Origin of the sequence: Pseudoalteromonas sp. A757, assembly GCF_004103285.1 — a bacterium.
Lineage (GTDB): Bacteria > Pseudomonadota > Gammaproteobacteria > Enterobacterales > Alteromonadaceae > Pseudoalteromonas > Pseudoalteromonas galatheae.
The window spans coordinates 47,586-74,221 of sequence record NZ_QNQN01000071.1 but is presented as its reverse complement, the minus strand read 5'-3'; the positions used below and the strand labels follow the sequence as shown (position 1 = coordinate 74,221).

The following is a 26,636-nucleotide window of genomic DNA, read 5'->3' as shown; positions in this document are numbered from 1 at the left end:
TTATCCTTGCGCTAAAAGTTCACTAAGTTCTATGAGAGCCGCATTGGCTCGCGAAATATAATTTGCCATGACCAGAGAGTGGTTTGCGACCAAGCCGAAGCCACTGCCGTTTAATACCATAGGGCTCCATACCGTCTCTTGAGTCGCTTCTAACTCTCTGATGATCTGCTGTAGGCTGACAAGTGCATTTTTCTTTTCGAGCACAGGTCTAAAGTCATGCTCTACCGCTTTCATATAGTGTAGTAACGCCCATGTGGCGCCTCTGGCTTCATAGAATACATCATCAATCTGCCACCACGAAGTTTTCACCATATTATGGCTTGGCGTCATGGTTGCTTGATCGGCTGCCGAATCTCCAGCTAAATCGGTATTTAATCTGTCTTGACCTACACTTGCACTTAACCTTTGACTTAAGCTGCCCATGCGCTTTTCAGCTTCTTTTAGCCAAGCTCTCAAGTTATCAGCACGCGCATAAAACTGACTGTCGCGGTTACTGTTATCAGAAATTTGCGTCAAATACTGACGCAACAAATCATTGCCTTTTTGATATTCACCCTCAGCACTTGGCCACATCCACGCTGTTGAACTGATATTAAACTGTGGCTGAGCTAGCTTTAAACTTGGGTGCTCTGTCGATTGAGACTGTGAACGACTAAAGTCTTTACGCATCGAAAGCGTAAGATCTCGTGTCATCTCAAGCACGCCGTACTCCCAAGCGGGCATGTTATCCATCATTACGCTTGGCGGCATCATGTCGTTCGACAAGTAACCACCTGGCTTATTTAAAAGCGTATCTGTCACTTTAATCAAGGTATGTGTCGTTACATATCCAGTGACTAATGTATTGCCATTTTTCTGTGCATCCGCTTTTGCAGCCGCGACGACGTCAAACTGTTCTGGTTCCACACTCCAATACACGGCTATAACATAGCCCAGAAGTATGACAGCGATAATGCCAGAGATGATTTTTCCCGAATGATTTCCCATTTAATACCTCACTGTTTTTAGTGATGAGAGTGATGTCCTGCGTTTGATTTTTCTTTACCACCAAACATATCTGCAAGTGCGACGACTTCCGCCATGGTGAAGATCCTATCGCCATCAGCAAAATATAGCGTAAGCTTACGCTTCTCACCGACTTTTAATGTTTCTACTGGTTCAAACACCATTAAGTGATAACCACCAGGCTGAAATGTCACTGACTTACCCGCGGGAATAGCGAGCTCGTCAACACGTTGCATTTTCATCATATCTTCTTTATGAATATGCTCGTGAATTTCAACACGCTTAACGCCTTCGAGCGCAGCTTTAACCAGCACTTTATTTTGCTGCGTTGGGTTTTCAATAACGAGATAACCTGCAGTAGATGGCGCTGCCGGTAAAAATGCACGCACGGTGGCATTGTGAACAGAAAGTTGCTCCGAACCATGATGATGTTCACCTTGTTCATGCTCTTGATGAGCTGAAGCGTTAAAGCCGATAAAAGTTGATAAAGCAAAAATTAAGGTTTTGATTACACTTGATTTCATGTTGGCTTTCCTTGGATTTATAACTGCAAATAACTATATCACAGATCCCAATTTAGCGTGTTTTTTATCTCCTACCGCCAACAAAAACCCACTGCTCACACTTTTGCTTGAGCAGATTTGTCTACCACTAACCACACAATTGCAATAATACAGATGAGTGGAAATAGTACTATCAGCGAATTAAATAGCAATGTCATTACTAGCCCAATGAACACAATAAGGAGCAGCCCTAAAATACCTGCGCTCAAGAGTGCTCCTAGCACCACCAGCGCTACAATTGCAAATAGCAACGTGAGTATTTCAAAGCCAAACCAACCTAGGTCAAATCCCATATCGAGTTGCAGATCGCTGATGTCTAACCATATTAGTGGCAGCGACACCCAAGATAGCGCCAATAAAAATACCAGCGCTAATAATATACCGGCCACGACTTTCATAGTGCCTACCTCGTCGCCGTTACTTAGTTTTCGTATTGCGTTTTTGGCATTGCAAACCAAGCGACGCCATACGCCAATAACACCAACATTGGAAACTTAAAAAACAGCAATACCGTTAGTAAACGCGTTAACCAAATTGGCATATCAAAACGTTGTGCTAGTTGCGCACATACGCCACCAATTTTCTTTGAACTATTCATTTGAGACAGTGTTGATTGATATCTATTTTTCATCTTTATCCCCTTTCGCTTTGATTGCTCAGTTCGTTGCAGTGGGCGAGCCTAGCTCGCCATTTTTTGCTTCAGTTGGGCTAATTCATCGTCAATTTGTTGCTGCTTTTGCTCATCTTCAAAGCGCTGCCATACATCGGGCTGCCCTAAGTCATAGGATTCGACTTCAGCTTCAAGGCGCGCCACCTTACGTTCTAACTCATCGAACTTGCGCGTTGCAGAGCGCATGTCGTCACTATTCAGCGTTTGTTTGACGGTTAGTCTTGCCTTACCAGCTTCCAAGCGACGCAACATCGCCTTTTCTTTTGCCTTTAATTGCTGAATTTTGCTTTGCAACTTGTCCGCATCTGCGCTGAGTTTTTCCAGTGCAGGCGTTAGATCATCAATTTTTTGCTGTGCTTCTTGTGCTTTTTCGGTTTCTCGCTGTTTTTGCTCAAGGGCTGAGCGGGCAAGATCTTCACGACCTTTTTCAAGGGCGTGTTCGGCTTTGCTTTGCCACGTTGCCGCAGCTTTATTTGCTTGCTCAACTTGACGCTGTGCTACTTTTTGTTGGCAAATAAGCTCAGCTGCCGTTGCCCGACAATCAGATAGCGCTTCTTCTAAATCACGCACTAACTGAGTGGCCATTTTTTGTGGGTCTTCTGCTTTGTCTAGTAACGCGTTAAGTTCTGCTTTGATAAGATCTTCAATTCTGTTGATGATGGTCATTGTTCGGCTCCTTTTTTAATATAGTTAGACTATTCCAAGAGCCGTGCCAAAAATAAAAACAAAATTAAATCATTGAGTTAAGATTATTTGAAAAGAAAAATAGATTTATCGAGCGACATTAAATAGTGAAAAAGACGATAAAATCGTCTTTTTCACACACAGGATTGAGCTAGCGCATTTTATACTTCGGGTACAAAAGATAGCGCCTTTTCCATCACTTCAATGCCAGCCTCTTTTTTGTGACCATTTTCTGATAAATGACGACGGAAACCACGAGCACCGGGCTGGTTTTGAAAAATACCCAACATGTGACGCGCAATGTGCCAAAAGTTTGCACCATTCGACATTTCACTTTCAAAGTAGTCATACATGCTTCTTACCACCTGATGACGCGTTTGCGTAAACGCAGCTTCGCCATACAATAGCTCATCAACCTGTGACAACATAAACGGGTTGCTGTAAGCTTCACGGCCAACCATTACACCGTCAAGGTGAGCCAAATGATGCAGGCATTCCTCAAGAGTTTTAACACCACCATTAATACTGATATGCAGATCTGGATAATCTTTCTTTAATTGATAAACACGAGGATAATCTAATGGTGGGATCTCCCGGTTTTCTTTCGGGCTTAAGCCTTGCAACCATGCTTTACGGGCATGAATGATAAAGTCATCACAGCCCACTGCCTGCGAGGCTTCAATCAACGCCGTAAGAAACTCATAGGAATCTTGTTCATCAATACCAATGCGCGTTTTTACCGTTACCGGAATATTCACTTCTGCCTTCATCGCCGCCACACAATCAGCAACGAGCTGAGGCTCAGCCATTAAACACGCCCCAAAGCGACCATTTTGCACGCGATCTGACGGGCAACCCACATTTAGGTTTACCTCACTGTAGCCATATTGCTCAGCACGCTTAGCACACTCAGCCAACGCTTTAGGATCAGAACCACCCAATTGCAACGCCACCGGCAACTCATGCGCACCAAACGCCAAATAGTCCCCTTTGCCAAAAATAATCGCACCTGTGGTGATCATTTCAGTATAAAGCACCGCATGTTTAGTCAGCTTACGGTGAAAGGTTCTGCAATGTCGATCCGTCCAATCCAGCATGGGTGCAACGCTAAAGCGGCGAAAGGCATCAACACAGTGGTTAGGTGTTTGTGGCTCAAAGGGTGGAGTTGGTTGTTGGCTCATGGTATGACTTTCTCAATCAGATTTGCTATCAGCGAGCTGCACTAACTATCTATAGCAGTACATAGCTCAAATAGGTGATTGCGTAGTATACCGCAGCTTCTAATACTTCGTTAAGTATAGATAGTAATTTATTGCCAATAGTAAATAACCTGAGCTTCGGATAATTTATGCCTTTCTAGCAGCCTGTTTTTGCGCTAGACAAGGAAATAATTTAATATAACTTTAAAAACAATGACTTAGCTCATTTCTTATCCAAACCTCAGGTTAAATACAAAAAAGCCGCAAGTAATTGAGCTTGCGGCTTTCGATTTGTTTAGGCTGCCGTCACAGTCTTATGGTGAGTTAAAGATACTCCTTCACTTCCGCTACTTTATTTTTTGCGAACTGACTGTTTGGGTTTATTGCAAGTAACTGCTGATAGTGCGCCAGTGCTTTCGCATATTGCTTGTTTAACTCATACGCTTGCGCGATGCTGTTATGGTAATATGGCTGCTCGTTATTTTGCGTCAGCGCAAACTTAAAGATTTCGATACCATTATTAACTTGGCCATCTTCAACAAGCTTATTGCCCCACTCCACCAAGATCTCTAAATCATACATTACACCGGTATCTTGCTGCGCTTTTGCAAACATAGCCGCAAAGTCGGCAAAGCCTTGTTTATCTGTAAGCTGCTTTAAGTACGCCATCGGCTGGTAGGCCTTTTGCTTACTAGCGTCGTTAAAGTTGGGAATATAGTAAGCGGCAATATCATCAACAAACTCAATGGGTAATCCACCCAACAGGTTAGTAAGCACAATCACCGAAACCTTGTCTTCAGGGTAGGCGATCACTGTAGTCGCATTACCACCGCTTGCGCTGATTGCTGGGTGATATTTACGCTGAACCACTTGCCAGCCCATTGCATAACCGTTTTCTTTGTTGTTAAAGGCTTCTGTACGCTCGTTGTTCAGCTTAACTGGCGTCCATAGCATATCTAACTCTTTAACCAGCTCGCCTTGTTGTAGTGATACAACATAGTTAGCTAGTTCCGTTGCGGTTGAACTCATTCCCGCTGCGGTTCTCAACATATAAGGGAATTCCCCGTAAAAGTTTTTGTAATTCCCCTCTCCTAAATGAATATATTGGCGAGCCTGGTTTGGCACCATAAGTTCAAGATAATCAAAACCTGCCTGCGCGGTTTTTGGCATATTGGCACGTGCTAACTGCATCTTGGTAATAAAAGCAGGAAACCCTTCAGGTGCATATCTATCAATAATCTTACCCAAAATCACATAGCCGGTTTGGTTATAACGAAAACGCGAGTTAGCTGTAAATTGAAGAGGCTGCTTTTGCGCTGCTTGCCATGAGGCTTCCGCATCATTCGGTACAATGGTTTCTAGGGCATAATTTGATGCTAGGATCGGCGGCAGACCTGCGGTATGACCCATTAATTGGTTAATTTTGAGTTGCTGCCAAGTCTTTGGTAAATCGGGTAAGTGCTTACCAATTTCATCGTCAATATTTAGATAACCTTGTTCAGCGAGCTGTACAATCGCAACACCGGTAAACGCCTTTGTCATCGAGTTAATCGGAAATAACGTCTGCTCGGTCACAGGCACTTGATGCTGTAAATCTGCAAAACCATAACTTCCTTGCTTAATGATTTTATCGTCTTTAACTACGGCTAACTGTAATCCGGGAATATGCCTTTCTTTCATGAGGGTTTTGATCAGCTTGTCTATCGACTCAGCCTTCACTAAGGATGAAAATAATGCCGACCACAATAGCGTGCCAAACCATAAAATGGTTGATAATAAGACTTTGTTGTTCTTGTACATGATAGTTCCATTACTCATTTTCGTTTGAGAGATGGCTCTATCTTTCCAAGTATTGTACCAACCTTAAAAGCCATTAATTATCAGCAACTTAAATAAATTCAACGAGAAAACACAGGTGAATAAATTAACGAAAAGTGGTGAGATATACAAATAAATGGCGTTTTTAACAAGGTAATCGTGAGGTGATAAAGTGGAAGTCTCAAGCGTAAACATCTCATGTTGGGATGTTTACGCTTGAGGTGTGAGTCAGCCTATAAGCCGGGTTCTGTTCACTCCCGAAGGAGATCGATAATCATTCGTCTAGGCCTAGGATCGCTCCTAGGCTCGAGCAACCTACCCGGTTCCGATGCGGGCCACACCATAAGGAACCCTATTTGGTCTTGCTCCGGGTGGAGTTTACCTTGCAACCAACTGTTACCAGTGGCCCGGTGCGCTCTTACCGCACCCTTTCACCCTTACCGGTCCCGAAGGACTTAGGCGGTCTCCTCTCTGCTGCACTTGTCGTAGGCTCACGCCCCCCAGCTGTTAGCTGGCACCCTGCCCATTGGAGCCCGGACTTTCCTCCCCCTGATCATTTTCGTCACAGGCAGCGATTATCCGGCTGACTCAGGCGGGCGATTATACGCACTTTAATACAATAACGCACGCGATAAATTGCGTGTATTACGCTTCTCGCTCAGCAATGATAGCCTTATACAAGGCGTTCTTTTTTAGCCCTAAATATTCAGCTGCCACGCCGCAGGCCTTCTTCAATGGCATTTCAGGTTCTAGTAACTCAATCAGCTTTTTTGCTTCTGGCGTTAATGCCTGTTCATCTCTTTGTTCACCAGGTAGCATCAACACCAGCTCACCTTTTTGCTTTTCAGGCGTTGCGGTTAAAAACTCAATGAGCTCAGTAACCGTGCCACTGAAAAAGGTTTCGTAGGTTTTGGTCAGTTCTTTAGCAAAAACGACTTGTTGTGTTTCGCCCAGCGCGATTTTCATATCTTCTAGACTCGCCATAATGCGGTGGGTGCTTTCGTACAAGATACTCGTGATGCCAGAGGCGACTGCATCTTTAAAAAATTGCTGACGCGCTTGGCTTTTTGCAGGTGAAAATCCCACGAATTGGAATTTATCTGTTGGTAAGCCTGAACAACTCACCGCAGCAATGGCGGCACACGCGCCAGGAACGGGAGTCACAGTAGCACCTGCTTCACGGCAGAGGTTTACCACGGCATAGCCCGGATCGCTGATAAGCGGCGTACCCGCATCAGACACTAGCGCGATGTCTTTACCTTCGTTTAACCAATCTAAAATTTGCTGCGCTTTTTGCTTCTCGTTGTGATCATGCAGTGCAAAAGTTTTTGCTTTAATGCTAAAGTGGCTCAATAATTTACCGGTGTGGCGCGTATCTTCGGCAGCGATTAAATCGACCTGACTTAACACTTTCAGTGCACGTTCACTGATGTCATCTAAATTACCTATTGGTGTCGCTACAATATGTAGGGTGCCGATTTTGTTTTCGTTGTGAAGATTAGCCATTGAGCTCTCCAATATCAGTCAGTAAGATATCCACTCAGTCGTGAAAAAGAAGGTTTGCCTGTGCAGTTTAAAAAGATAGCGCTTTTAGTTGCCATATTGTCGGGGTTATCCGCTTGTAGTACAAGCACAAATGTCACCAAATCCGCCCAAGAAACTAAAACAACTAAAGCCGTTAGCCAATCGGATGACAATGCCGCGTCGTTATTTGCAAAGGCGCAGACTAAAGAAGGCGTTGCCAAAATCCAATTGCTATATGCAGCCAGAGACGCTGCTATCTTAGAAAAAGACTGGCAAATGTTAGAGCAAATTGGTTTAGCGATGGAAGCAAAAGCCAGTGTTGATCATATTCAAAACAAATTATACATCGCACTTGCTCGCAAAGAATTGTCGCAGTATGCCAATGCGTTAGCCATCCTGAACACACTAGAAGGTAGGCTCAACACCCCTGAACACCAAGCTTGGTATGAGTATTTACTGGGTAGCATTTATGCCTCTCAGCAACTACCAAAAAAAGCGTTGGTTGAGTATTTTAAAGCGGCCGATATTGCCAATGAACATAACTTAGCGGTGGCCGGGTTACACGAAGAGATTTGGCTCGCGCTACAGCAGCTATCAAGTTACGCCCTAGAGCGCTTTGATTCTGGCTCTGTTTTACAACGTGGTTGGGTGACGCTAGCTAAGTATCAACAAATTTATTTGGGTTCGAGCGTCCAGCTCGACCAAGCTATGAATAATTGGCGTCGTCGTTTTACTAATCACCCTGCGGTTGCTTTGCTGCCTAAAGATTTACAAGGCGCGGTTGCACTTGAACCTTACCAAGTTAAAAGACTTGCGGTGTTGTTACCACAATCAGGTGCGAGCGAGCGACTCGGTACAGCGCTTAAAAATGGTTTCTTGGCTGCTACTGACGAAGGGACGATTGAAGAGGTCTTCTTCATTGATGAAATGGCATCCGAATCTGAAATAGTAACGCAACTTGCTGAGGCAAATGTCGATTTTGTCATTGGTCCATTATTAAAATCCAACGTTGAAAAACTACTCGCAGATAAAGGTTTTGCGGCTTACCCAACTTTGTTTTTAAATGCACGCGAAACGCTTACGCCTAGCAGTAGTGAACAGTACTTTTTTGCGCTTAACCCAGAGCATGAAGTCGAGCAAGCAATGAAGCACTTTCTTGCTAAAGGCTATAAAAAGCCCATGTTACTGGCTCCAGCAAATGCCTCTGGTAAGCGGTTGATTGAGCATTTTGATCAAGGTTGGAAACGCTATAGTGAGACTAAGCCGGAAGTAGGTTATTACACTAATAGTAAAAATATGGCGGATGTCATTACCGATATTTTAGAGGTGGACGCTTCAAAGTCACGTACTCGCGTCATTAAGAGCCTATTTCGTAAAGAGGTCAAAAGCGAAACACGCTCTAGACGCGACATTGATGCCATCTATATTCTTGGCGATGCTATGGAAACCCGATTGCTCAAGCCTTATTTAGACGTCAATGTCAGTACGTTTGCCGACCGGATCCCATTGTATGCGAGCTCTCGCAGTTATAGTAAGCAAATCGATGTCACTGATAAGGGGGATTTAGAAGGACTTTATTTTACCGAGCAACCTTGGATGCTGCCGGGTGCTGTTGAAAAAGCACCGCTTCGAGATACCTATCAATCTTTATGGCCTGAACAGGCCGATTTAGAACAGCGCTTGTTCGCGATGGCATATGACGCCACGAATTTAGTCCCAGAGCTGCGGCAACTAGCTTGGCTCTCGGGTAAAAGTTTTGATGGCTTAACCGGCCAGCTCAGCATACGCGGTGGCAGTGATGTAGTGCGAAAGCTCAGTTGGGCACAATATCGTAATAAACAAATTCGTTTGGTGAGCTTGGATGAACAGCCTCCACTACCATTATTTATGCAACAAGAGAAACCTGTGGGAGACTCTTTGATCAGATAGGATATCTGGATGTTTAAAGGACTATTTAGCAACACACGGAGTAAGGGCGAGCATTTTGAGTTGATTGCGGAGCAATTCTTGGTAAAACAAGGATTAACCCCCGTCACCAGAAACTATCTCTGTAAATACGGAGAGATAGATCTGATTATGCGAGAGTCGCAAACCTTAGTGTTTATTGAAGTAAAGTATCGCGATAGCAGCCACTTTGGTGGCGCAATTAACGCACTATCAAAAACTAAGCTTCAAAGATTAAAGCGTAGTATTTATAATTATTTAGCACAGCAAAATTTGCATAACACGCAACTTAGAGTCGACTTTGTTGCCATTCAAGGGGCCGATCCCCCTGAAATAAACTGGATTAGAAATATTTTTTAGCATGCAAGAATCTATAAAATCTATATTTACAGAGTCAATTCAAGCGCAGATAGCGGCAGGCGAAGTATTGCCTAAAGCGCTAGAAACCGCAGCGATGACCATGGCTCAGAGCCTGATCAATGGCAATAAAATCATCTGCTGCGGCGCGCCAAGTAATCATATGTTGGCGCACCACTTCGCAACCATCTTAAGCAACTTTTACGAAACAGAACGCCCGTGTCTGCCCGCGATTGCACTAACGAATGAGCAATATAATTTAGCGTCACCAGAAAATGGCAAAGCCAGAGAGCGCTTTGCCAAGCAAATACGCGCATTTGCGCAGCAAGGAGACTTGCTAGTGGCGTATGCCATAAACGGGCAAGAAAAGGCGGTTATTGGCGCAGTGGAAGCGGCTCTTACTAGAGATATGAAAGTCATTGCGCTAGTTGGCGATGATGGTGGTGAAATAACCGGTCTGTTAGGCCCACAAGATGTCGAGATCCGGATCCCAAGTAAACGCCCAAGCCGGATAATCGAGTCACAACTATTCAATACTCACTGTTTAAGTGAGCTAATCGACGCAATTTTATTCCCTCAGGACGAAGTATAATGATGAGAATAACCTCTTTACTTGCCGCCATCTTGTTACTACAAGGGTGTGCTGCTGCGGTAGTTGCTGGTACAGCCGGTGCGGTCTCTGCTGCAAATGATAGGCGCACTATCGGTGCGCAAATTGACGATAACAATATCGAGATTAAAGGCACGCTTGCTATCAAAGAGATTAAGCGCCTTGCAGATCATGCCAACATCACACTGGTGAGTGTTAATGGCGTAGTACTAATGATTGGTCAGGTCACCAATCAAGAAATGAAAACGGAAGCTGAGCGTGCGCTACAAAACGTTGCAGGGATTAAGCAGGTACATAACCAGTTAAGAATAAGCTCAAATATAGGTATCACAACGCAAACACATGATACTTGGCTGACCTCTAAGGTTAAAACCAAATTACTCGCTGCCGACGAGGTCAATGGTGCAAATATTAAGGTCGTTACCGAGAATGCAGAAGTGTTCTTAATGGGCTTAGTCTCTAGGCAAGAAGCAAACTCCGCGGTAGAAATCGCCAGGAATATTAATGGTGTAAAACGTGTGATTAAAGCCTTTGAGTACATATGATACCAATAATGTATAGCCATAAAAAAACCTGCATTCGCAGGTTTTTTTATTTTATCACTCGAAGGTGAGAACCTTTTTTCTTTTCAGGTTCAGGCTTAGTCTCTGGCGCTTGTGAGACTTCAGTCTCTTCCGCCAAATCTAGCTCTTCATCTTCAAAGACTTCTTCTTCAGGTGTAAATACCGTGCCCTCACCATTTTCTCTGGCATAGATAGCCAATACCGCACCGTTAGGTACGTATACTTGCATTGGCTGACCACCAAACCGAGCATTAAAGCTCAGTGCTTGGTTATCCATAGAGAAATTCGTCACAGCAGATGGGCTTACGTTCAACACAATCTGCCCTTCTTGCACAAACTGTGTTGGAACCTGTACCGAGGGGAAGTCCGCGTTCACCACTAAATGCGGCGTACATTCGTTATCGACAATCCACTCGTAAAAAGCGCGTAGTAAGTAAGGACGATTAGACGTCATTACGATCTGATCTCACGCTCAGCATCAGTTAGCGATGCTTGGAATGAGTCACGCTCAAATAAACGTAGCATGTATTCTTTTAGCTCTTTGCTACCGGCGCCATTCAGCTCAATACCAAGCTGTGGTAAACGCCAAAGTAGTGGAGCTAAATAACAATCTACTAAGCTGAACTCTTCACTCATGAAGTAAGGTGCTTCATTGAAGATAGGTGCTACAGCTAGTAGAGCTTCGGTTAACTCTTTACGAGCTTGTGCAGCTTCATCACCGCCCGCAGAAACCTTTTCAGCAAGTGAATACCAGTCAGTTTCAATGCGGTGCATCATCAAACGACTACGACCACGCATTACCGGATATACAGGCATCAGAGGAGGATGCGGGAAGCGCTCGTCTAGATACTCCATAATGATATTCGCTTGGTACAAACCAAGCTCACGATCGATTAGCGTAGGAACAGTACCATACGGGTTAATCTCATGTAGAGCTTCTGGTAAGTTGTCCTTTTCAGCCTGATGAATATCAACACTTACACCTTTCTCAGCAAGTACGATACGTACCTGGTGACTGTACATACAGTTTGACCCAGAAAAAAGTGTCATTACAGGGCGCTTATTGGCAGCAACGGCCATGCCTACCTCCATTAAAAAACTAAAAGTAATTAAATCACTTTAAACAGCAAAAGGGGCGAACGCCCCTATTGCAAAAATTACCTTTGAATATTCAAATTAATGAACATCTCTCCAGTATTCTTTCTTCAAGAAGAATGCCAGGATGAAGAAGATAACTAAGAAACCAATAACCTTAATACCTAAAGCTTCTGACTCCAGGCGAGAAGGCTCACCTACATAAGCTAAGAAGTTTGTCAGGTCACGTGCTGCTTGGTCATATTCATCAACACTCATCTCACCACTACCATCTGTTTCAGTACCGACAACTTTGGTGACGGTTTTCATGACTTTTTCGCCATTTTCAACCACTTCAACTTCATGCTCTTCAGTGATTGGAGTTGGCAAGCCTTGCAACTCTTGTAGTACGTGAGGCATGCCCACCAATGGGAAAACAATGTTGTTTACACCAAATGGGCGAGACTCATCTTTATAGAATGATTTCAAGTAAGTATAGATGTAGTCCGGTGACTTAACACGAGAGATAAGTGTTAAGTCTGGTGGAGCAGCACCAAACCACTTTGCTGCATCATCTTTCGCCATAGAGTTTTTAATATGGCTACCCACTTTAGAACCATCGAAAATAAGCGTTTCTTGACCAATATCTGTTGGAATACCAATATCACGGAAAGTACGCTCATAACGCTGATACTGCATCTGGTGACAGCCAAGGCAGTAGTTCATAAATAACTTAGCGCCACGCTGTAAAGATGCTTTATCTGTTAGGTCATTATTTGCTTCCATCAAAGGTACTGATGGACCCGCTGCCATCGATAACGTTGGCAACAATGCGAATAAACCGATTACTAGCTTTTTCATCATTTCGTCAACCTCGTTGGTAGTGGCTTCGTCTTCTCATTTTTACTGTAGAAGAATAGCAATACGAAGAACATGAAGTAAGTTACTGTCGTAATTTGCGACAATAGCGTTTTAAAGTCAGTTTGCGGTGTTGCACCAATCCAACCAAGGATAACAAAAGTGACAACAAACTGAGCAATGTTCAACTTATGGAAGCCACAGCGGTAGCGAATCGAACGAACAGAACCACGGTCAATCCAAGGCAATAGTGCCAATGCTACAATTGATGCACCCATCGCAAGTACGCCGATTAGCTTATCAGGGATTGCACGAAGGATCGCATAGAATGGCGTAAAGTACCAAACTGGGAAAATGTGCTCTGGCGTTTTCAGCGGGTTTGCTGCTTCGAAGTTTGGCGCTTCAAGGAAGAAACCGTTCATTTCTGGTGCGAAGAAAACAATTGCACAGAAGAAAATTAAGAAGCCAGCAACACCTAAGACATCTTTTACTGTGTAGTAAGGGTGGAATGGAATTGCATCCACAATATCTTTTTTGTCAGTGTAGTATTCATGGAATTTAAATTTAGGTTTGTCTTCCTCAGCCACAGAGCCTTTCTTACGCTTGATCTCAACACCGTCTGGGTTGTTCGATCCTACTTCGTGAAGTGCAACAATGTGAAGGAATACCAAGATAACCAGTACTAATGGTAGGGCAATAACATGTAGTGCAAAGAAGCGGTTAAGCGTTGCACCTGAAATAACGTAGTCACCACGGATCCAAAGCGTTAAGTCATCACCAATTACAGGGATTGCACCGAATAATGAAATGATTACCTGAGCACCCCAGAAAGACATCTGGCCCCAAGGAAGTAAGTATCCCATGAATGCTTCAGCCATTAGCGCTAAGAAGATAAACATACCAAACAACCATAGAAGTTCGCGTGGCTTTTGGTAAGAACCATAAATCATACCGCGGAACATATGGAGATAGACCACCACGAAGAACGCGGACGCGCCAGTGGAGTGTAAGTATCGCAATAACCAACCATATTCAACATCACGCATGATGTATTCTACTGATGCAAAGGCACCTTCAGCAGAAGGAACAAAGTTCATAGTCAGCCAGATACCAGTCACAATCTGGTTTACCAATACTAAAATGGCGAGTGAGCCAAACAAGTACCAGAAGTTAAAGTTCTTTGGCGCTGGGTATTGAGCAATATGCATATTCCAGACGCGAGTCATTGGAATACGAGCATCGATCCAATCAACAACTTTGCCCACTACGCCCGTATTTTCTGCTTTATCTACATTTACAGACATTATGCAACCCCTTCTTCTTCACCTACCAAAATAGTAGTGTCGTCAATAAAGGTATACGGTGGGATCTCTAAGTTTAGAGGCGCAGGTACGTTTTGGAATACGCGACCCGCCATATCAAACTTCGAACCGTGACAAGGACAGAAGAAACCACTATCAGTGCCTTCTACTTTTTCGCCAAAACTTCCGTTAAGGAAAGATGGTGAACACCCTAAGTGAGTACAAATCCCAACAGCGACGAAGATCTCAGGTCGCTTAGAACGAAAACCGTTCTGCGCAGACGCCAACTGTTGTGGCTCTTCAGAGTTAGGATCACGAAGTTGGTCTTCGTGTTGCTTCATTTGTTCTAGCATTTTTGGTGTACGATTAACAATCCAAACAGGTTTGCCTCGCCACTCAACACGAATAAGTTGTCCAGACTCAAGTTTGCTGATATCTACTTCTACAGGCGCACCTGCAGATTTAGCTCGCTCACTTGGATTCCAGGACGCAATAAAAGGAACAGCAGCTCCAACCGCACCAACGCCACCTACAACAGAGGTAGCGATAGTTAAAAAGCGACGTCGGCTGTTGTCTACAGGCGCATTGCTCATCCACTTATCTCCACTTGATTCCCAACACTTGCTATATTGAGAACATCAGTTACAGCAGGTTAATTTAAGAAATTACAAAATAGACGCGATCATAAATAAATACCTTGATTAAAACAAGGTTATTCCAGATCCATGCCCGAATAAACCCGCAGATAATCATCTATGATTACTTCGAGCATGAAACCGCGTATTCATGATATCGCGTCTGACACAACAATATACTGACTAAGATCAACCCCCGACTAAGGATACGCACCAAATCGCATGACTGGATCTCAGGTCTTTCTACTTGCTCCGCCAATTGTAGCAAAAAAAACCGCCAAGTTACCGCTCGATTTGCACTAATTATTATATTTATTGAACTTTTTTAACTCGATGCGATATTTTTGAGCGAAATTGAAGGAAATCTCAAGAACAAGCTTACTCCAATTGCTGAGTTCCACAGTATTAAAAACAAAAAACCCAGCATAAGCTGGGTTTTTGAATTCTTGAAACGTAATAAATTAACGCTTAGAGAACTGTGTCTTCTTACGTGCTTTCTTAAGACCAACTTTCTTACGCTCAACTTTACGAGCATCACGAGTAACAAAGCCAGCTTTACGTAGAGTTGGACGTAGTGACTCGTCAAACTCCATTAGTGCACGTGTGATACCGTGACGGATAGCACCCGCTTGACCAGTTGTACCACCACCTGCAACAGTGATGTATAAGTCAAACTTTTCTGTCATTTCAACTAACTCTAGAGGCTGACGAACAACCATGCGAGAAGTTTCACGACCGAAGAACTCTTCTAAAGAGCGCTTATTGATTACGATGTTGCCAGTGCCTGGGCGTAGGAATACGCGAGCACTTGAACTTTTACGACGACCTGTACCGTAGTATTGATTTGCCATGATAGTGCTCCTTAAATGTCTAGAACCTGAGGCTGCTGTGCAGCGTGGTTGTGCTCGTTACCAGCGTAAACTTTAAGTTTACGGAACATTTCACGACCTAGAGGACCGCGAGGTAACATGCCTTTAACCGCTTTCTCGATGATCATTTCAGGCTTTTTAGCTTGAAGTTTCTCAAAGTTGATAGACTTAAGGCCACCTGGGTAACCAGAGTGAGCATAGTACATTTTGTCCTGAGTTTTATTACCAGTTACAGTAACTTTCTCAGCGTTGATTACGATGATGTAATCACCAGTGTCAACGTGTGGAGTGTACTCAGCTTTATGCTTACCGCGAAGGCGACGAGCGATTTCAGTAGCGATGCGACCTAAAGTTTTACCTTCAGCGTCAACTACGTACCAGTCACGTTTTACAGTTTCTGGTTTAGCAACAAACGTTTTCATTATAAAAATCCAAAGTTTTCAATTTTAAAACCACAGGCAGTCCTTGGACTACCGCTCTACTTGTATTTGCTTTAACCCCTTCGAGTTTAAGACTTTTATGCCGCTCAAGTCAGTGGCTAAGCCGACGAGGGCAATAGAACGCAACGTGGCAGGCCGCGGATTATAGCAAGCCTTCTGGGTGAAAACCAGCGCTTGGTGCTTTTTTCTACAAGAAAATCTGAAGAATTTCGAAAAAAATCGAAAAGGCAAAAAATCCAACGAAACGATGACGTATGCGTAAAACGGACTTATTCAAATACGATGTTTACCACCCCATGTCGAACAAGTCCTCTTAACAGAAAAGTAATTGCCGTTAGGCTAAGTGCTCTTTTGCTAAATATTCATGGGATTGCATTTCTTGCAAACGGCTTATGCAGCGTTTGAACTCAAAATTCAGCGTGCCATCGGTATAAAGTTCAGTAATAGGCGCCGCCGCCGAGATGATAAGCGTCACATTTCGCTCGTAAAATTCATCCACAAGCGCAATAAAACGTCTTGCAGCATCATCGTTTTGCTGGCCCATTTGCTTCACATTAGACAAGATAACAGTGTTATATAACCGGCTGATTTCCATGTAATCCACTTGCGAACGAGCGGTTTCACATAGCGCAGGAAAGTCAAACATAACGATACAGTCAGACACCATTCGAGTTTGGATCATCCGACCTTCAATCTCGATTGCTTTGCCAGCAGTACCCGGCTCTGGAGACAATTTGTTAAAGTAATCGAATAAGTTTTCATCAGCTTGCTTATCAAGCGGACTGTGAAAAATTTCCGCTTGTTCCAAAGTACGTAAACGATAGTCAATACCCGAGTCTACATTAACAACCTCAGTATTGGCCTTTACCAACTCAATGGCAGGTAAAAATCGAGCTCGCTGCAGCCCATTTCGGTACAGTTCATCGGGGATTATATTAGAAGTCGCTACCAATACGATTCCACGTTCAAACAGCGCCTGCATTAATCCACCAAGTAGCATGGCATCGGTGATGTCTTGGACAAAAAATTCATCAAAACAAATAAGATCAGTTTCTGATTTAAAAGTGTCGGCAATGCTTTCCAGCGGATTTTTTACGTCTTTGAGCTTTTTCAATTCTGCGTGAACACGATGCATAAAGCGGTGAAAATGCACCCGCATTTTGCGCTCCGTCGGCAACGCATCGTAGAAAGTATCAACTAGATAAGTTTTTCCACGCCCTACTCCACCCCAAAAGTATAAACCCTTCACTTTTGGTTGCTCAACTTTGCCAAACAAGCGTGAGAAGAAACTTTGTTTGACTGGTGGCTGATTGACAAGGTCGTCATACAGTCGCTGTAAATGCTTTACGGCATTTTCTTGCGCACTGTCATATTGAAAATCATCACGTTGTAGGTCTTGCTGATATTTTTCCCAAGGCGTCATCGACTTAAATATTTTTTTACGATTTGTTTGTAGGTTATATTAACACGACTGTATTCACAGCGTATATTTAACTCTAACAGAGTTTTAATTTTATTTGCCGTTGAGGCACACAGGGAGAAACATATGACTACCGTTACTTGGCTTGGATTACTGATTATTGTTGCCATTGCTGCATTCTTTTTAGGTGGCTTTGTAACGAAAAAGCAGTTCAAACACCATGAGTTAGAAGTGCAAGCACAACAAGCTAAACACGACCTTGAGCAATATCGTCAAGATGTATCAGATCACCTATCTAGCACCAAAAAGCTGGTAAATAAAATGCAAGATAGCTATCAGCAATTGCTTACCCACGTGGAAGAAACGAATCAGCTACTTACACAGGATCGCCCATCTCATCCTGCGGAGCCTTTTTTCTCGAAAGAGACCACAGAACAGCTGCAAGCTTCTCTACAAGCACGTCCAGAGAGAAGACGTAAGCAAGATCCAAGCTTTGAGGCGCCACCAAGTGATTATGCAGAAGGTGAAACTGGGTTATTTTCTGGTCAAAAAAAAGAAAGTGAGCAAATTAAAGCCTCTTGATGAAACTTTTTGTCGACCCCATAGTCTTTAAAAGAAGTTATTGATTACTAATAAGAGGCTAGTTATCAGCCTCTTATGACCTATATTAACGCTAATAGCGGAGTACTTCACGACTATGAAATTTAAACTATCTTTGTTATCGGCCGCTTTACTCTCTTCTAGCTTATTGCTGTTACCGCAGCAAAGCATGGCCAAACTTCCTGTTGCCGTAGACGGCCAGCAGCTGCCAACGCTAGCACCCATGCTGGAAAAAGTAGCCCCCGGCGTTGTCAGTATCCAAGTAAAAGGCGCTAAAGAAGTGCGTCGTCGCGTCGACCCTTTCGATTTTTTCTTTGGACAACCGCAACCACGTAGTCAAAAGCGCCCTTTTAGTGGCCTCGGCTCAGGTGTCATTATCAATGCAGATAAAGGCTATGTGGTTACGAACAATCACGTTATTGATGATGCAGACGAAATGCTGGTCACTCTGAAGGATGGCAGAGAGTTTGAGGCTAAATTAATCGGTAGCGACGCCGAATCTGATATCGCATTACTACAAATCGATGGCGAAGACCTAACAGAAATCAAACTCGCTAATTCAGACAAGTTGAGAGTGGGTGATTTTTCCGTTGCTATTGGTAACCCATTTGGTTTAAGTCATACAGTCACTTCAGGGATAATCAGTGCACTAGGTCGTAGCGGCCTGAATATCGAAGGCTATGAAGACTTTATCCAAACAGATGCGGCAATCAACCAAGGTAACTCAGGTGGTGCTTTGGTTAACTTAAACGGCGAACTCATTGGTATCAACACTGCTATTTTAGGTGCATCTGGTGGAAATGTAGGGATCGGCTTTGCTATTCCGTCAAACATGATGAAAAATCTGGTGGACCAAATTGTCGAGTATGGCGAAGTTCGCCGTGGCTCATTAGGTATTTTAGGCCGTACCCTAGATGCTGGTCTAGCTAAAGCGCAAGGTTTCGAAGTTAAACGTGGTGCTTATGTCATGCGTGTAGTTGAAGACTCAGCAGCGGACAAAGCCGGCCTGAAAGCCAATGATGTTATTGTCAGCCTAAACGGAGACGAAATTGAGAGCTTTAATGAACTTCACGGTAAAGTGGCGACAATGGGTGAAGGTCGTGAAGTGCGACTTGGCGTCTACCGTGATGGCAAGACCAAATTTATCGACGTGGAGCTTGGTGGCAAGCAAGAAGAACAGGCTAACGCTGAGGACGTACATCCAAACCTACGAGGTGCGGTACTAGAGAGTGGCGAGCGCAACGGCAATGAAGGTGTCGTTATCACATCTATAGAACCTCGTTCACCAGCAGCACGTGTTGGACTTGAAGAGGGCGATGTGATCATGCAAGTGAATCGAAAACGCGTTACTAGCGTCAAAGATATGTCTAAGCTTATCGACGGTATCAAAGGCAATATTGTGCTTGGGATTAAGCGTGACCGTGAAACGGTTTTCTACCTCATTCAGTAACGAAATCGAGAAATATTAAAATGAAACACAGCGAAACTTGTCGCTGTGTTTTTTTTTGTGTCATTATTAACAGTATCAGATAACGATAAATATAAGCTCTTGTGTTCAAATTAATTAAATTCATTTTTCCACCGCTGCTTGCCGGGCTTGGGATCGCTTTTATCATCATTTGGTTTAATCCTGAATTAAGGGAAAACCTGCCAAAGCTTGAGGCCCCACATATTCAGGCCCACCATATGAGTTTTGCTGATGCAGTAGAAAAAACCGCTCCAGCGGTCGTGACGATTTTTTCCGAGGGTTTTAGCAATCAACCAAGATATCAGCGCCAAAGTACGGTTAGAGAGCTTGGCTCTGGTGTTATTATGAGCCGAGACGGTTACATACTGACAAACTATCATGTGGTGAACAATGCTGATCAAATCATTGTGCTTCTTCCTGATGGCCGCCAGTATAGCGATACGCAACTAATTGGCTTTGACACCATTACGGATTTAGCTTTATTAAAAATTCCAGCAGAGAATTTGCCAGTCATTCCTATCGATCATGATTACTCGCCCCGTGTTGGAGATGTGGTGCTCGCAATTGGTAATCCGTTGAACATTGGACAAACCATTACGCAAGGTATTATCAGTGCTACAGGTAAACAAACACTTACGGAAAGCCAGTTCAATAATTTACTGCAAATGGATGCGGCAATTAATGTTGGTAATTCCGGTGGTGCCGTTGTCAATTCTAATGGTGCACTCGTTGGTATTACCTCTGCACAATTTCGCACGCGCTTGAACATTGATATTCAAGGTATCTCGTTTGCAATCCCTTATGACCTTGCATTGGATGTCATGCATAAACTCATTATGGATGGCCGAGTGATCCGAGGTTATCTCGGCTTCAGAGGCACGCCAGTTGACAATACAGGTAAAAGCGTAACGGATCTCTACACACCAATTGTCGGCCTTGCGGTGAGCGAATTAGACCCACTAGGCCCTGCATGGCAAGCAGGTATGAAAGAACACGATATTGTCGTTAAAGTAGGTGGAGAGCCTGTGACTAATCCACAGAGGACATTAAAGACGATAGGTAATACCGCGCCTGGTACAAAACTCGAGTTTGAAGTACTCAGAGGGGGGCAGCGCCTCACCATTACGGTGGAAGTCGCTGAACTCGAAACAGGGTTATATTAGGCAAAAAGGTTAAGCAAAAAGCGTCCAGATGGACGCTTTTTCGTTTTTTATACTAACTTACTTAATTAAGCTTAGGTTTTACGGCGTTTTATATTTGCACCTAAACGACTTAGCTTATCTTCTATCTTCTGATAACCCCTATCAACGTGATAGATGCGGTCGACAACGGTTTCGCCCGTTGCAACAATTCCCGTTAATATAAGACTCGCTGATGCGCGTAAATCGGTTGCCATCACCTGAGCACCTGATAGCGATTCAGTCTCACCACAGATTGCAGTGTTGCCTTCTAAACGAATATTTGCGCCCATGCGCTGTAGCTCCGGCACATGCATAAAGCGATTTTCAAAGATAGTTTCTGTGATTGTCGCACTCCCTTCAGCCACCACATTTAATGCAGTAAACTGAGCCTGCATATCTGTTGGAAAACCTGGATGTGGCATGGTTTTGATATTAACGGCTTTCAAAGTGCGTTGACGCATATCTACATAAATATTGTCTTCACTTACCTCAACAATAGCATTAGCAGCTCGTAGCTTTTCAAGTACAGGCTCAAGGCTATGATAATCCGTGTTTTTACAGAGTACTTCGCCTTTTGCCATTGCCGCAGCAACTAAAAAGGTCCCCGTTTCAATACGATCTGGAAGGATTTTATGCTCGCAACCGTTGAGACGTTCAACGCCTTCGATCTCGATTCGGCTGGAGCCTGCACCGCTGATCTTGGCACCCATAGCAACTAAGCATTCCGCTAAGTTAATAATCTCAGGCTCTCTCGCAGCATTGTCTATCACAGTTTTACCATCGGCGAGGGTTGCAGCCATCAGTAAGTTTTCAGTAGCACCAACGCTGACGGTTTCCATAAAGATCTCGGCGCCCCGCAGACGACCCTCAGTTACCGCATGGATGTAACCATTCTCAACTTTGATCTTAGCACCCATTTTCTCAAGGCCAGAAATATGCAGATCGACAGGACGAGCACCGATAGCACAACCTCCTGGCAGTGAAACCTGAGCTTGACCAAACCTTGCAACTAATGGGCCTAGCGCCAAGACCGACGCACGCATTTGCTTAACGAGCTCATAAGGTGCAAGCACGCTATTTACCGTGGCACCATTGATTTCTAAGATATCACCATCCCACTCAACTGCAGCACCTAATGTTTTTAATAAAGCTTCAGTGGTACCAATATCGCGTAAGTGCGGTACATTAGAAAAACGGCTTTTACCATCACCAAGCAGAGCGGCGAATAAAATAGGTAGGGCTGCGTTTTTAGCCCCGGAAATAGTGACTTCACCGGCTAAAGTGGTGCCACCTTGGATAACAAACTGATCCATTGCGGCACTCCGTTATTGTGGAAGAATAAATTTGCGCTCTTTTTGCCATTCATCAGGTGTGAATGCACGGATGCTAACAGCATGCATAGTGCCGTCTTTAATAGTATCCATCAGTGGGCCATAGATAAGCTGTTCTCTTTTCAGCCTTCTTAATCCGTCAAAACACGTTCCAACAGCAATGACTTCGTAGTGACTACCATTAGCTTTGACGATGATCTCGTCAAGTGATAGCGCATCTTTTAATAAAGTTTCGACTTGATTTGTTTCCATTAGACTCACTCAAATAGGGTTGTCACCTGTCCCAACTCCATTAAATTTTGCAGTTGTTCAGGCGTATTTTTCAGCTCGAGACGAATGTCGCGCTGTTTCAATTGACCTAAAGAGTGAATTAACCAAGCTAAGCCCGCAGTGTCAACCCTTGTCACCTCAGAAAGGTTAAAATAGACGGTTGATTGTGCATTTTTCAACACTTGAACGATGGTTGACTGTTTCAGTGCGCTTGGCAAACTCGCTCTCGTAAGTTCACCAGTTAACACGATTTCACCTTTACTTTCGGTGAATGAAATATTAGGCGTCACCATCATCCCCTCTAAATTGCACTGGTAGCTTGCTCTTTTTATCCAACAGTTGGATCACATGTTCAATACCTTGCTGGCGCAAAATACCGTGTAGCTCCGATTGTTTGGCATCGAGTAAACTAATGCCTTCCGCCATCATGTCAAAAGCACGCCAATCGCCGTCTTGACCACGTCTAACCTTAAAGTCAATTTTGATATCAGGCTTTCCAGGCTCTACAATTTTGGTCTTAACAACCACCACGCCCTCGCTCTCAAATGGGCGATGCTCACCAAATTCTACTTTCTGATCTTTATATTGAGTAAACACGCCAGCATAAGTCGCTACCAAGTAATTTTTGAATACTTCAATAAACTCTTTAATATGCTCAACAGCTGCTGCTTTCTCTTGTTTATCCTCAATATTGCGGACGGTCTGAATATAAGATCCTAGTACACGATACGCGGCATATTTGTAATCAATGTAAGGCAAGAGCTCTTCTTCAACGATCACACGTAGGTGTTCTTTGTCTTTTGCAATGATGCTTTGATCTTTGGTAACACGCTGAAAAGTTTGCGCCGCAACTTGCTCTACCATTTTGTATGGATCGCTTGAGTCCACTTCTTTCGCCTGAACCAATGCAGTAGCCATCAAGGCTACAAACAAAGTCAGACATTTTACATAGATATTTTTTAACATATTTACTCGCTCCCTTGATTAAATAGGAACTGACCGATTAGCTCTTCTAATACAAGTGCGGATTTTGTATCTGTGATCATGTCACCGTCTTTTAATGCCTTTGTTTCCACACCAAAGAGAGACTCTAGATCAACGCTATCTTCACTCGTTACTTCCTGACCAAGACATTTTTGCTTCGCTGATTCGGCGGCAATAACGGGAGAAATACCTAAATATTGCTCACCTAAAATGCCCGACGTCAAAATCGAAACCGACGATGTATCAGAAAACTGACACTCGTAGTTTTTATCTAAACTCATTGAAACTACCGGCACGAACTCTTGTGGATGGATGTGAATTCCATCAACACGACCAATCACAACCCCACCCACCTTAATTGGAGCACGGGTTTTCAACGAGCCTATATTTTCGAATTTAGCCTGTAAGGTGTAGGTCTCACCATTCCCGCTTAAGCCTGAGTTAGCCACCTTTAGCGCCAACATTACAAATGCAGCAACGCCCAACGCCACGAACAAGCCAACTAAAATTTCTATTTTCCGTGTATTCATTTTTAAAAACCTTTTAACTTGAGAACATAACCGCTGTTAATACAAAGTCAAAGCCAAGTACAGCCAGTGAAGAATGTACTACCGTCTCTGTCGTCGCTTTACTTATTCCTTCTGAAGTAGGAATACAGTCATAGCCTTTGTATAGCGCGATCCAAGTTACTAATAGTGCAAATACGAAACTCTTAATAAGACCATTTAAGATGTCTTGTTGAAACGACACTTGCGATTGCATAATTGACCAGAAGCTACCTGAATCTACGCCTAACCAATCAACACCCACCAAGTGTGCGCCTAAAATAGCGATCGCAGAGAATATCAGTGCGAGTAATGGCATACTAATAAAACCGGCCCAAAAGCGAGGGGCTACCACGCGCTTAAGCGGGTCTATCGCCATCATTTCTAAACTAGATAATTGCTCAGTTGCCTTCATCAAACCGATTTCTGCAGTTAACGCACTGCCTGCGCGCCCTGCAAATAAGAGTGCGGTTACCACAGGGCCTAGCTCTCTGAGTAAACTCAAAGCAACCAAAGGCCCTAGGCTATCTTCTGCGCCGTATCCAACCAACACGGTATAGCCTTGTAATGCCAATACCATGCCGATAAATAAACCCGACACCATGATAATCAACAATGACTGATGACCAACCATGTAAAGTTGCTTTATCAACAGTGGCGTGCCTTTTCGGAAATTAGGTAAGCTACATAGCGCACCAAAAAGCATCGTTGTGGCACGGCCAAGCGCAGCAAAACGGCTAAGAGTTTTGTGGCCTAGTTTTTGTAAAAAGTCGACCATATTCACTCTCCTTGCAACAGCGCTTGCTGATAATCAGGCGCTTTAAAGTGGAATGGTACAGGCCCATCCGCAAGGCCCTGTAAGAACTGCTGCACTAATGGCGATTCGTGTTCAAGCATCTGCTCAGGGGTTCCTGTACCAATCACACCTTGCTCAGCAATAATGACGACGTGATCGGCAATACTCAGCACTTCGGTGACATCATGGGTGACTATCAGCGACGATAACCCCAACACTTCATTCAGAGACTTAATCAACCGAACTAGAACACCCATGGAAATCGGATCCTGACCTGCAAACGGTTCATCATACATAATTAATTCAGGATCAAGCGCGATAGCACGCGCTAGGGCAGCACGTCTTGCCATACCACCAGAAAGCTCCGCTGGCATTAAATCTTTTGCACCACGAAGACCTACGGCTTGGAGCTTCATCAACACCACTAAACGAATTAACTCTTCAGATAGTTCAGTATGCTCGCGTAGGGGAAAAGCCACATTGTCGAACACGCTCATATCGGTAAACAAAGCACCGCTTTGAAATAACATGCTCATGCGCGTTCGAGCTTGATACAAAGCTGTTCGTGACATATTAGGGATACTGTTTCCAGCAAAAAGAATATCACCGCTATCAGGCTTAAGCTGACCACCAATTAAACGAAGCATGGTGGTTTTACCAATACCGCTCGGCCCCATTATTGCGGTAATTTTGCCCTTTGGTACAGAAAAGCTCATGTTTTTGTAGATGATCCTTTCACCCCGAGAGAAGGTTACATCCTTGATTTCTACAATTGACTGCGACAAGTCGCTCTCCAGATCCAGACTATATTCATCCAAGTATGATACTTTTTTTTCAAACAAGATGGAAAATCGTTTTGGTAAAATTTTGTAAGTCGTGAAATGTAACGGTTTGCTTATACTTTCCAGAGCGCTTTTGGTAGTATCTAACGAAATTTTAATCCTATTGGCTAGAGGTTCATGGTTTTATCGTTTGTTATTCTCATTCTTGGCTTCATTGCATTGGTTTGGAGTGCTGACCGCTTTGTTTTTGGTGCGGCTGCTCTTGCACGAAACTTTGGTGTACCGACATTAATTGTTGGTTTAACTATTGTGGCCATGGGTTCTTCAGCGCCAGAAATGATGGTTGCTGCGCAAGCCGCTCTTGCAGATAAAACAGACACCGCCGTAGGTAATGCCATAGGTTCTAACATTGCCAATATTTTGCTCGTTTTGGGCCTTACTGCATTATTAAGACCGCTATCAGTCGGTTCTGGCATTTTACGCCGCGAAATGCCGCTGTTAGTTATCGTTTCACTAGTTGCGTGGTATATCGTAAGTGATAACCACTTTAGCTTCGTTGAAGGTGTTTTATTATTAGTGGGTTTTATCGCTTTTCTGATCACATTAATCATCATCACAAAACGTGGTGATGGAGATAGCGATGATCCATTTGTAAGTGAGGCCTGCGAGGAAGTACCAGATAATATCCCAACTCAAAAGGCCTTATTTTGGTTAGTTGTAGGAATGATCCTACTGCCAGTTAGCGCGGATTACTTGGTTGGTGCAGCCGTTGATATAGCCAAATATTTTGGTATGAGCGACTTGCTTATAGGGCTAACCATTATTGCCGTTGGCACTAGCCTACCAGAGCTTGCCGCCTGTATTGCTGGCGTGTTGAAAAATGAAGACGACTTAGCCCTTGGTAATATTATTGGTTCGAATATTTTTAACATCTTGGCGGTGCTATCGATTGCTGGGATCATGAATCCATCCGTCCTCGACGCCAATATTGCTTCACGTGATATCTTTATTATGCTCGGCGCGACACTGCTGCTTATCCTAATGAGCCTCAGCTTAACAGGTAAGCGTCGCATTAACCGTTTAGAAGGCGGCATACTTGTCGCAAGCTTCGCCGGTTACATTTACTACATCATTTAAGGAAGTCT

General features: G+C 43.8%; 31 protein-coding genes and 1 other RNA gene. 8 read left to right on the top strand and 24 right to left on the bottom strand.

Going from position 1 to position 26,636, the window contains the following annotated elements; translation table 11 throughout:
* The 9 genes from DRB05_RS14630 to rsmI all read right to left on the bottom strand — a co-directional run bounded on the left by DRB05_RS14630 (position 1) and on the right by rsmI (position 7,445).
* Positions 1 to 987, bottom strand: a complete 987-nt coding sequence (locus tag DRB05_RS14630) for a DUF2333 family protein (RefSeq protein ID WP_128727603.1) — start codon at positions 985 to 987, stop codon at positions 1 to 3.
* A 17-nt stretch (positions 988 to 1,004) separates the two neighbouring features.
* The gene (locus DRB05_RS14625; protein ID WP_128727602.1) at positions 1,005 to 1,529 is read right to left on the bottom strand and encodes a copper chaperone PCu(A)C; all 525 of its coding nucleotides are present in this window, start codon (positions 1,527 to 1,529) and stop codon (positions 1,005 to 1,007) included.
* A gap of 95 nt (positions 1,530 to 1,624) precedes the next feature.
* Positions 1,625 to 1,966, bottom strand: a complete 342-nt coding sequence (locus DRB05_RS14620) for a hypothetical protein (protein WP_045964956.1) — start codon at positions 1,964 to 1,966, stop codon at positions 1,625 to 1,627.
* Between the two features lie 23 nt (positions 1,967 to 1,989).
* Positions 1,990 to 2,199: a PspC domain-containing protein gene (locus tag DRB05_RS14615; RefSeq protein ID WP_128727601.1), complete on the bottom strand. Its 210-nt coding sequence runs from the start codon at positions 2,197 to 2,199 to the stop codon at positions 1,990 to 1,992.
* 48 nt (positions 2,200 to 2,247) lie between these two features.
* Positions 2,248 to 2,904 (bottom strand): PspA/IM30 family protein, encoded by a 657-nt coding sequence (locus tag DRB05_RS14610; protein ID WP_128727600.1) that lies wholly within the window; start codon positions 2,902 to 2,904, stop codon positions 2,248 to 2,250.
* A 179-nt stretch (positions 2,905 to 3,083) separates the two neighbouring features.
* The gene (gene dusA / locus DRB05_RS14605; RefSeq protein WP_128727599.1) at positions 3,084 to 4,103 is read right to left on the bottom strand and encodes a tRNA dihydrouridine(20/20a) synthase DusA; all 1,020 of its coding nucleotides are present in this window, start codon (positions 4,101 to 4,103) and stop codon (positions 3,084 to 3,086) included.
* A gap of 342 nt (positions 4,104 to 4,445) precedes the next feature.
* Positions 4,446 to 5,921, bottom strand: a complete 1,476-nt coding sequence (locus DRB05_RS14600; RefSeq protein WP_128727598.1) for a serine hydrolase — start codon at positions 5,919 to 5,921, stop codon at positions 4,446 to 4,448.
* 238 nt (positions 5,922 to 6,159) lie between these two features.
* Positions 6,160 to 6,530: RNase P RNA component class A (gene rnpB, locus DRB05_RS14595), an RNA gene on the bottom strand.
* Between the two features lie 54 nt (positions 6,531 to 6,584).
* Positions 6,585 to 7,445: a 16S rRNA (cytidine(1402)-2'-O)-methyltransferase gene (gene rsmI / locus DRB05_RS14590; RefSeq protein WP_017219056.1), complete on the bottom strand. Its 861-nt coding sequence runs from the start codon at positions 7,443 to 7,445 to the stop codon at positions 6,585 to 6,587.
* Between the two features lie 60 nt (positions 7,446 to 7,505).
* Between rsmI and DRB05_RS14585 the strand changes: the two genes are divergently transcribed.
* The 4 genes from DRB05_RS14585 to dolP are packed head-to-tail and all read left to right on the top strand — an operon-like array spanning position 7,506 to position 10,919.
* Positions 7,506 to 9,392, top strand: a complete 1,887-nt coding sequence (locus tag DRB05_RS14585; protein WP_128727597.1) for a penicillin-binding protein activator — start codon at positions 7,506 to 7,508, stop codon at positions 9,390 to 9,392.
* Between the two features lie 9 nt (positions 9,393 to 9,401).
* A complete protein-coding gene (locus DRB05_RS14580) occupies positions 9,402 to 9,767 on the top strand; it encodes a YraN family protein (protein WP_010605918.1) in 366 nt (121 codons plus the stop codon).
* A gap of 1 nt (position 9,768) precedes the next feature.
* On the top strand, positions 9,769 to 10,356 hold the full coding sequence (locus DRB05_RS14575) for an SIS domain-containing protein (protein WP_010376705.1): 588 nt from the start codon (positions 9,769 to 9,771) through the stop codon (positions 10,354 to 10,356).
* Positions 10,356 to 10,919, top strand: coding sequence for a division/outer membrane stress-associated lipid-binding lipoprotein (gene dolP / locus DRB05_RS14570; protein ID WP_162847793.1), 564 nt, complete (start codon positions 10,356 to 10,358; stop codon positions 10,917 to 10,919). Before DRB05_RS14575 ends, dolP begins: the two co-directional genes overlap by 1 nt.
* A gap of 46 nt (positions 10,920 to 10,965) precedes the next feature.
* Here dolP and DRB05_RS14565 read toward each other — a convergent pair whose 3' ends face one another.
* The 8 genes from DRB05_RS14565 to zapE form a co-directional block, all read right to left on the bottom strand.
* On the bottom strand, positions 10,966 to 11,391 hold the full coding sequence (locus DRB05_RS14565; protein ID WP_128727595.1) for a ClpXP protease specificity-enhancing factor: 426 nt from the start codon (positions 11,389 to 11,391) through the stop codon (positions 10,966 to 10,968).
* The gene (gene sspA / locus DRB05_RS14560; RefSeq protein WP_095728872.1) at positions 11,391 to 12,017 is read right to left on the bottom strand and encodes a stringent starvation protein SspA; all 627 of its coding nucleotides are present in this window, start codon (positions 12,015 to 12,017) and stop codon (positions 11,391 to 11,393) included. The genes DRB05_RS14565 and sspA overlap by 1 nt, the downstream gene beginning before the upstream one ends.
* A 96-nt stretch (positions 12,018 to 12,113) precedes the next feature.
* Positions 12,114 to 12,875, bottom strand: coding sequence for a cytochrome c1 (locus DRB05_RS14555; protein ID WP_128727594.1), 762 nt, complete (start codon positions 12,873 to 12,875; stop codon positions 12,114 to 12,116).
* Entirely contained in the window at positions 12,872 to 14,173 is a 1,302-nt protein-coding gene (locus DRB05_RS14550) for a cytochrome b N-terminal domain-containing protein (protein ID WP_128727593.1), read from the bottom strand. The genes DRB05_RS14555 and DRB05_RS14550 overlap by 4 nt, the downstream gene beginning before the upstream one ends.
* Positions 14,173 to 14,763 carry a ubiquinol-cytochrome c reductase iron-sulfur subunit gene (gene petA / locus DRB05_RS14545; protein ID WP_095728873.1) on the bottom strand — a complete coding sequence of 197 codons (591 nt, stop codon included), beginning with the start codon at positions 14,761 to 14,763 and terminating at the stop codon, positions 14,173 to 14,175. Before petA ends, DRB05_RS14550 begins: the two co-directional genes overlap by 1 nt.
* A gap of 503 nt (positions 14,764 to 15,266) precedes the next feature.
* Complete coding sequence (rpsI, locus tag DRB05_RS14540; protein ID WP_161568695.1) at positions 15,267 to 15,659, bottom strand: 30S ribosomal protein S9; 393 nt, start codon at positions 15,657 to 15,659, stop codon at positions 15,267 to 15,269.
* An 8-nt stretch (positions 15,660 to 15,667) separates the two neighbouring features.
* The gene (rplM, locus tag DRB05_RS14535) at positions 15,668 to 16,096 is read right to left on the bottom strand and encodes a 50S ribosomal protein L13 (protein ID WP_010376694.1); all 429 of its coding nucleotides are present in this window, start codon (positions 16,094 to 16,096) and stop codon (positions 15,668 to 15,670) included.
* Positions 16,097 to 16,448: 352 nt separating this feature from the next.
* Positions 16,449 to 17,537, bottom strand: a complete 1,089-nt coding sequence (zapE, locus tag DRB05_RS14530; protein ID WP_128727592.1) for a cell division protein ZapE — start codon at positions 17,535 to 17,537, stop codon at positions 16,449 to 16,451.
* A gap of 123 nt (positions 17,538 to 17,660) precedes the next feature.
* Between zapE and DRB05_RS14525 the strand changes: the two genes are divergently transcribed.
* The 3 genes from DRB05_RS14525 (at position 17,661) to DRB05_RS14515 (ending at position 20,765) form a co-directional block, all read left to right on the top strand.
* Positions 17,661 to 18,116, top strand: a complete 456-nt coding sequence (locus DRB05_RS14525; protein WP_128727591.1) for a YhcB family protein — start codon at positions 17,661 to 17,663, stop codon at positions 18,114 to 18,116.
* Between the two features lie 115 nt (positions 18,117 to 18,231).
* A complete protein-coding gene (locus DRB05_RS14520) occupies positions 18,232 to 19,584 on the top strand; it encodes a DegQ family serine endoprotease (RefSeq protein WP_128727590.1) in 1,353 nt (450 codons plus the stop codon).
* 101 nt (positions 19,585 to 19,685) lie between these two features.
* Positions 19,686 to 20,765, top strand: coding sequence for a trypsin-like peptidase domain-containing protein (locus tag DRB05_RS14515; protein ID WP_128727589.1), 1,080 nt, complete (start codon positions 19,686 to 19,688; stop codon positions 20,763 to 20,765).
* Between the two features lie 71 nt (positions 20,766 to 20,836).
* Here the strand turns inward: DRB05_RS14515 and murA are convergent, their stop codons facing one another.
* Genes murA through DRB05_RS14480 form a run of 7 tightly spaced genes read right to left on the bottom strand, consistent with a single transcriptional unit; the run spans position 20,837 to position 25,494 of the window.
* Positions 20,837 to 22,096 carry a UDP-N-acetylglucosamine 1-carboxyvinyltransferase gene (gene murA / locus DRB05_RS14510; RefSeq protein ID WP_128727588.1) on the bottom strand — a complete coding sequence of 420 codons (1,260 nt, stop codon included), beginning with the start codon at positions 22,094 to 22,096 and terminating at the stop codon, positions 20,837 to 20,839.
* Positions 22,097 to 22,108: 12 nt separating this feature from the next.
* Positions 22,109 to 22,366, bottom strand: a complete 258-nt coding sequence (locus DRB05_RS14505; RefSeq protein ID WP_128727587.1) for a BolA family protein — start codon at positions 22,364 to 22,366, stop codon at positions 22,109 to 22,111.
* Between the two features lie 5 nt (positions 22,367 to 22,371).
* On the bottom strand, positions 22,372 to 22,677 hold the full coding sequence (locus DRB05_RS14500) for an STAS domain-containing protein (RefSeq protein WP_010376680.1): 306 nt from the start codon (positions 22,675 to 22,677) through the stop codon (positions 22,372 to 22,374).
* The gene (locus DRB05_RS14495; RefSeq protein ID WP_128727586.1) at positions 22,664 to 23,350 is read right to left on the bottom strand and encodes an ABC transporter substrate-binding protein; all 687 of its coding nucleotides are present in this window, start codon (positions 23,348 to 23,350) and stop codon (positions 22,664 to 22,666) included. Before DRB05_RS14495 ends, DRB05_RS14500 begins: the two co-directional genes overlap by 14 nt.
* A 2-nt stretch (positions 23,351 to 23,352) precedes the next feature.
* A complete protein-coding gene (gene mlaD / locus DRB05_RS14490; protein WP_128727585.1) occupies positions 23,353 to 23,898 on the bottom strand; it encodes an outer membrane lipid asymmetry maintenance protein MlaD in 546 nt (181 codons plus the stop codon).
* A 13-nt stretch (positions 23,899 to 23,911) separates the two neighbouring features.
* On the bottom strand, positions 23,912 to 24,691 hold the full coding sequence (mlaE, locus tag DRB05_RS14485) for a lipid asymmetry maintenance ABC transporter permease subunit MlaE (protein ID WP_010376675.1): 780 nt from the start codon (positions 24,689 to 24,691) through the stop codon (positions 23,912 to 23,914).
* A gap of 2 nt (positions 24,692 to 24,693) precedes the next feature.
* On the bottom strand, positions 24,694 to 25,494 hold the full coding sequence (locus tag DRB05_RS14480; protein WP_193554575.1) for an ATP-binding cassette domain-containing protein: 801 nt from the start codon (positions 25,492 to 25,494) through the stop codon (positions 24,694 to 24,696).
* 174 nt (positions 25,495 to 25,668) lie between these two features.
* Between DRB05_RS14480 and DRB05_RS14475 the strand changes: the two genes are divergently transcribed.
* Positions 25,669 to 26,628, top strand: coding sequence for a calcium/sodium antiporter (locus DRB05_RS14475; protein WP_128727584.1), 960 nt, complete (start codon positions 25,669 to 25,671; stop codon positions 26,626 to 26,628).
* Positions 26,629 to 26,636 lie beyond the last annotated feature (8 nt).

What these genes read in the sequence shown, in the direction of transcription:
- DRB05_RS14550 (WP_128727593.1), bottom strand. Translation starts at nt 14,173, where the DNA reads ATGTCTGTAAATGTAGATAAAGCAGAAAATACGGGCGTAGTGGGCAAA.
- DRB05_RS14610 (WP_128727600.1), bottom strand. Translation starts at nt 2,904, where the DNA reads ATGACCATCATCAACAGAATTGAAGATCTTATCAAAGCAGAACTTAAC.
- DRB05_RS14580 (WP_010605918.1), top strand. Translation starts at nt 9,402, where the DNA reads ATGTTTAAAGGACTATTTAGCAACACACGGAGTAAGGGCGAGCATTTT.
- dusA (WP_128727599.1), bottom strand. Translation starts at nt 4,103, where the DNA reads ATGAGCCAACAACCAACTCCACCCTTTGAGCCACAAACACCTAACCAC.
- DRB05_RS14575 (WP_010376705.1), top strand. Translation starts at nt 9,769, where the DNA reads ATGCAAGAATCTATAAAATCTATATTTACAGAGTCAATTCAAGCGCAG.
- DRB05_RS14505 (WP_128727587.1), bottom strand. Translation starts at nt 22,366, where the DNA reads ATGGAAACAAATCAAGTCGAAACTTTATTAAAAGATGCGCTATCACTT.
- mlaE (WP_010376675.1), bottom strand. Translation starts at nt 24,691, where the DNA reads ATGGTCGACTTTTTACAAAAACTAGGCCACAAAACTCTTAGCCGTTTT.
- sspA (WP_095728872.1), bottom strand. Translation starts at nt 12,017, where the DNA reads ATGGCCGTTGCTGCCAATAAGCGCCCTGTAATGACACTTTTTTCTGGG.
- DRB05_RS14525 (WP_128727591.1), top strand. Translation starts at nt 17,661, where the DNA reads ATGACTACCGTTACTTGGCTTGGATTACTGATTATTGTTGCCATTGCT.
- DRB05_RS14495 (WP_128727586.1), bottom strand. Translation starts at nt 23,350, where the DNA reads ATGTTAAAAAATATCTATGTAAAATGTCTGACTTTGTTTGTAGCCTTG.
- DRB05_RS14565 (WP_128727595.1), bottom strand. Translation starts at nt 11,391, where the DNA reads ATGACGTCTAATCGTCCTTACTTACTACGCGCTTTTTACGAGTGGATT.
- rsmI (WP_017219056.1), bottom strand. Translation starts at nt 7,445, where the DNA reads ATGGCTAATCTTCACAACGAAAACAAAATCGGCACCCTACATATTGTA.
- DRB05_RS14625 (WP_128727602.1), bottom strand. Translation starts at nt 1,529, where the DNA reads ATGAAATCAAGTGTAATCAAAACCTTAATTTTTGCTTTATCAACTTTT.
- mlaD (WP_128727585.1), bottom strand. Translation starts at nt 23,898, where the DNA reads ATGAATACACGGAAAATAGAAATTTTAGTTGGCTTGTTCGTGGCGTTG.
- DRB05_RS14630 (WP_128727603.1), bottom strand. Translation starts at nt 987, where the DNA reads ATGGGAAATCATTCGGGAAAAATCATCTCTGGCATTATCGCTGTCATA.
- DRB05_RS14500 (WP_010376680.1), bottom strand. Translation starts at nt 22,677, where the DNA reads ATGGTGACGCCTAATATTTCATTCACCGAAAGTAAAGGTGAAATCGTG.
- DRB05_RS14615 (WP_128727601.1), bottom strand. Translation starts at nt 2,199, where the DNA reads ATGAAAAATAGATATCAATCAACACTGTCTCAAATGAATAGTTCAAAG.
- DRB05_RS14620 (WP_045964956.1), bottom strand. Translation starts at nt 1,966, where the DNA reads ATGAAAGTCGTGGCCGGTATATTATTAGCGCTGGTATTTTTATTGGCG.
- dolP (WP_162847793.1), top strand. Translation starts at nt 10,356, where the DNA reads ATGATGAGAATAACCTCTTTACTTGCCGCCATCTTGTTACTACAAGGG.
- DRB05_RS14475 (WP_128727584.1), top strand. Translation starts at nt 25,669, where the DNA reads ATGGTTTTATCGTTTGTTATTCTCATTCTTGGCTTCATTGCATTGGTT.
- petA (WP_095728873.1), bottom strand. Translation starts at nt 14,763, where the DNA reads ATGAGCAATGCGCCTGTAGACAACAGCCGACGTCGCTTTTTAACTATC.
- DRB05_RS14600 (WP_128727598.1), bottom strand. Translation starts at nt 5,921, where the DNA reads ATGTACAAGAACAACAAAGTCTTATTATCAACCATTTTATGGTTTGGC.
- zapE (WP_128727592.1), bottom strand. Translation starts at nt 17,537, where the DNA reads ATGACGCCTTGGGAAAAATATCAGCAAGACCTACAACGTGATGATTTT.
- DRB05_RS14520 (WP_128727590.1), top strand. Translation starts at nt 18,232, where the DNA reads ATGAAATTTAAACTATCTTTGTTATCGGCCGCTTTACTCTCTTCTAGC.
- rplM (WP_010376694.1), bottom strand. Translation starts at nt 16,096, where the DNA reads ATGAAAACGTTTGTTGCTAAACCAGAAACTGTAAAACGTGACTGGTAC.
- murA (WP_128727588.1), bottom strand. Translation starts at nt 22,096, where the DNA reads ATGGATCAGTTTGTTATCCAAGGTGGCACCACTTTAGCCGGTGAAGTC.
- DRB05_RS14555 (WP_128727594.1), bottom strand. Translation starts at nt 12,875, where the DNA reads ATGATGAAAAAGCTAGTAATCGGTTTATTCGCATTGTTGCCAACGTTA.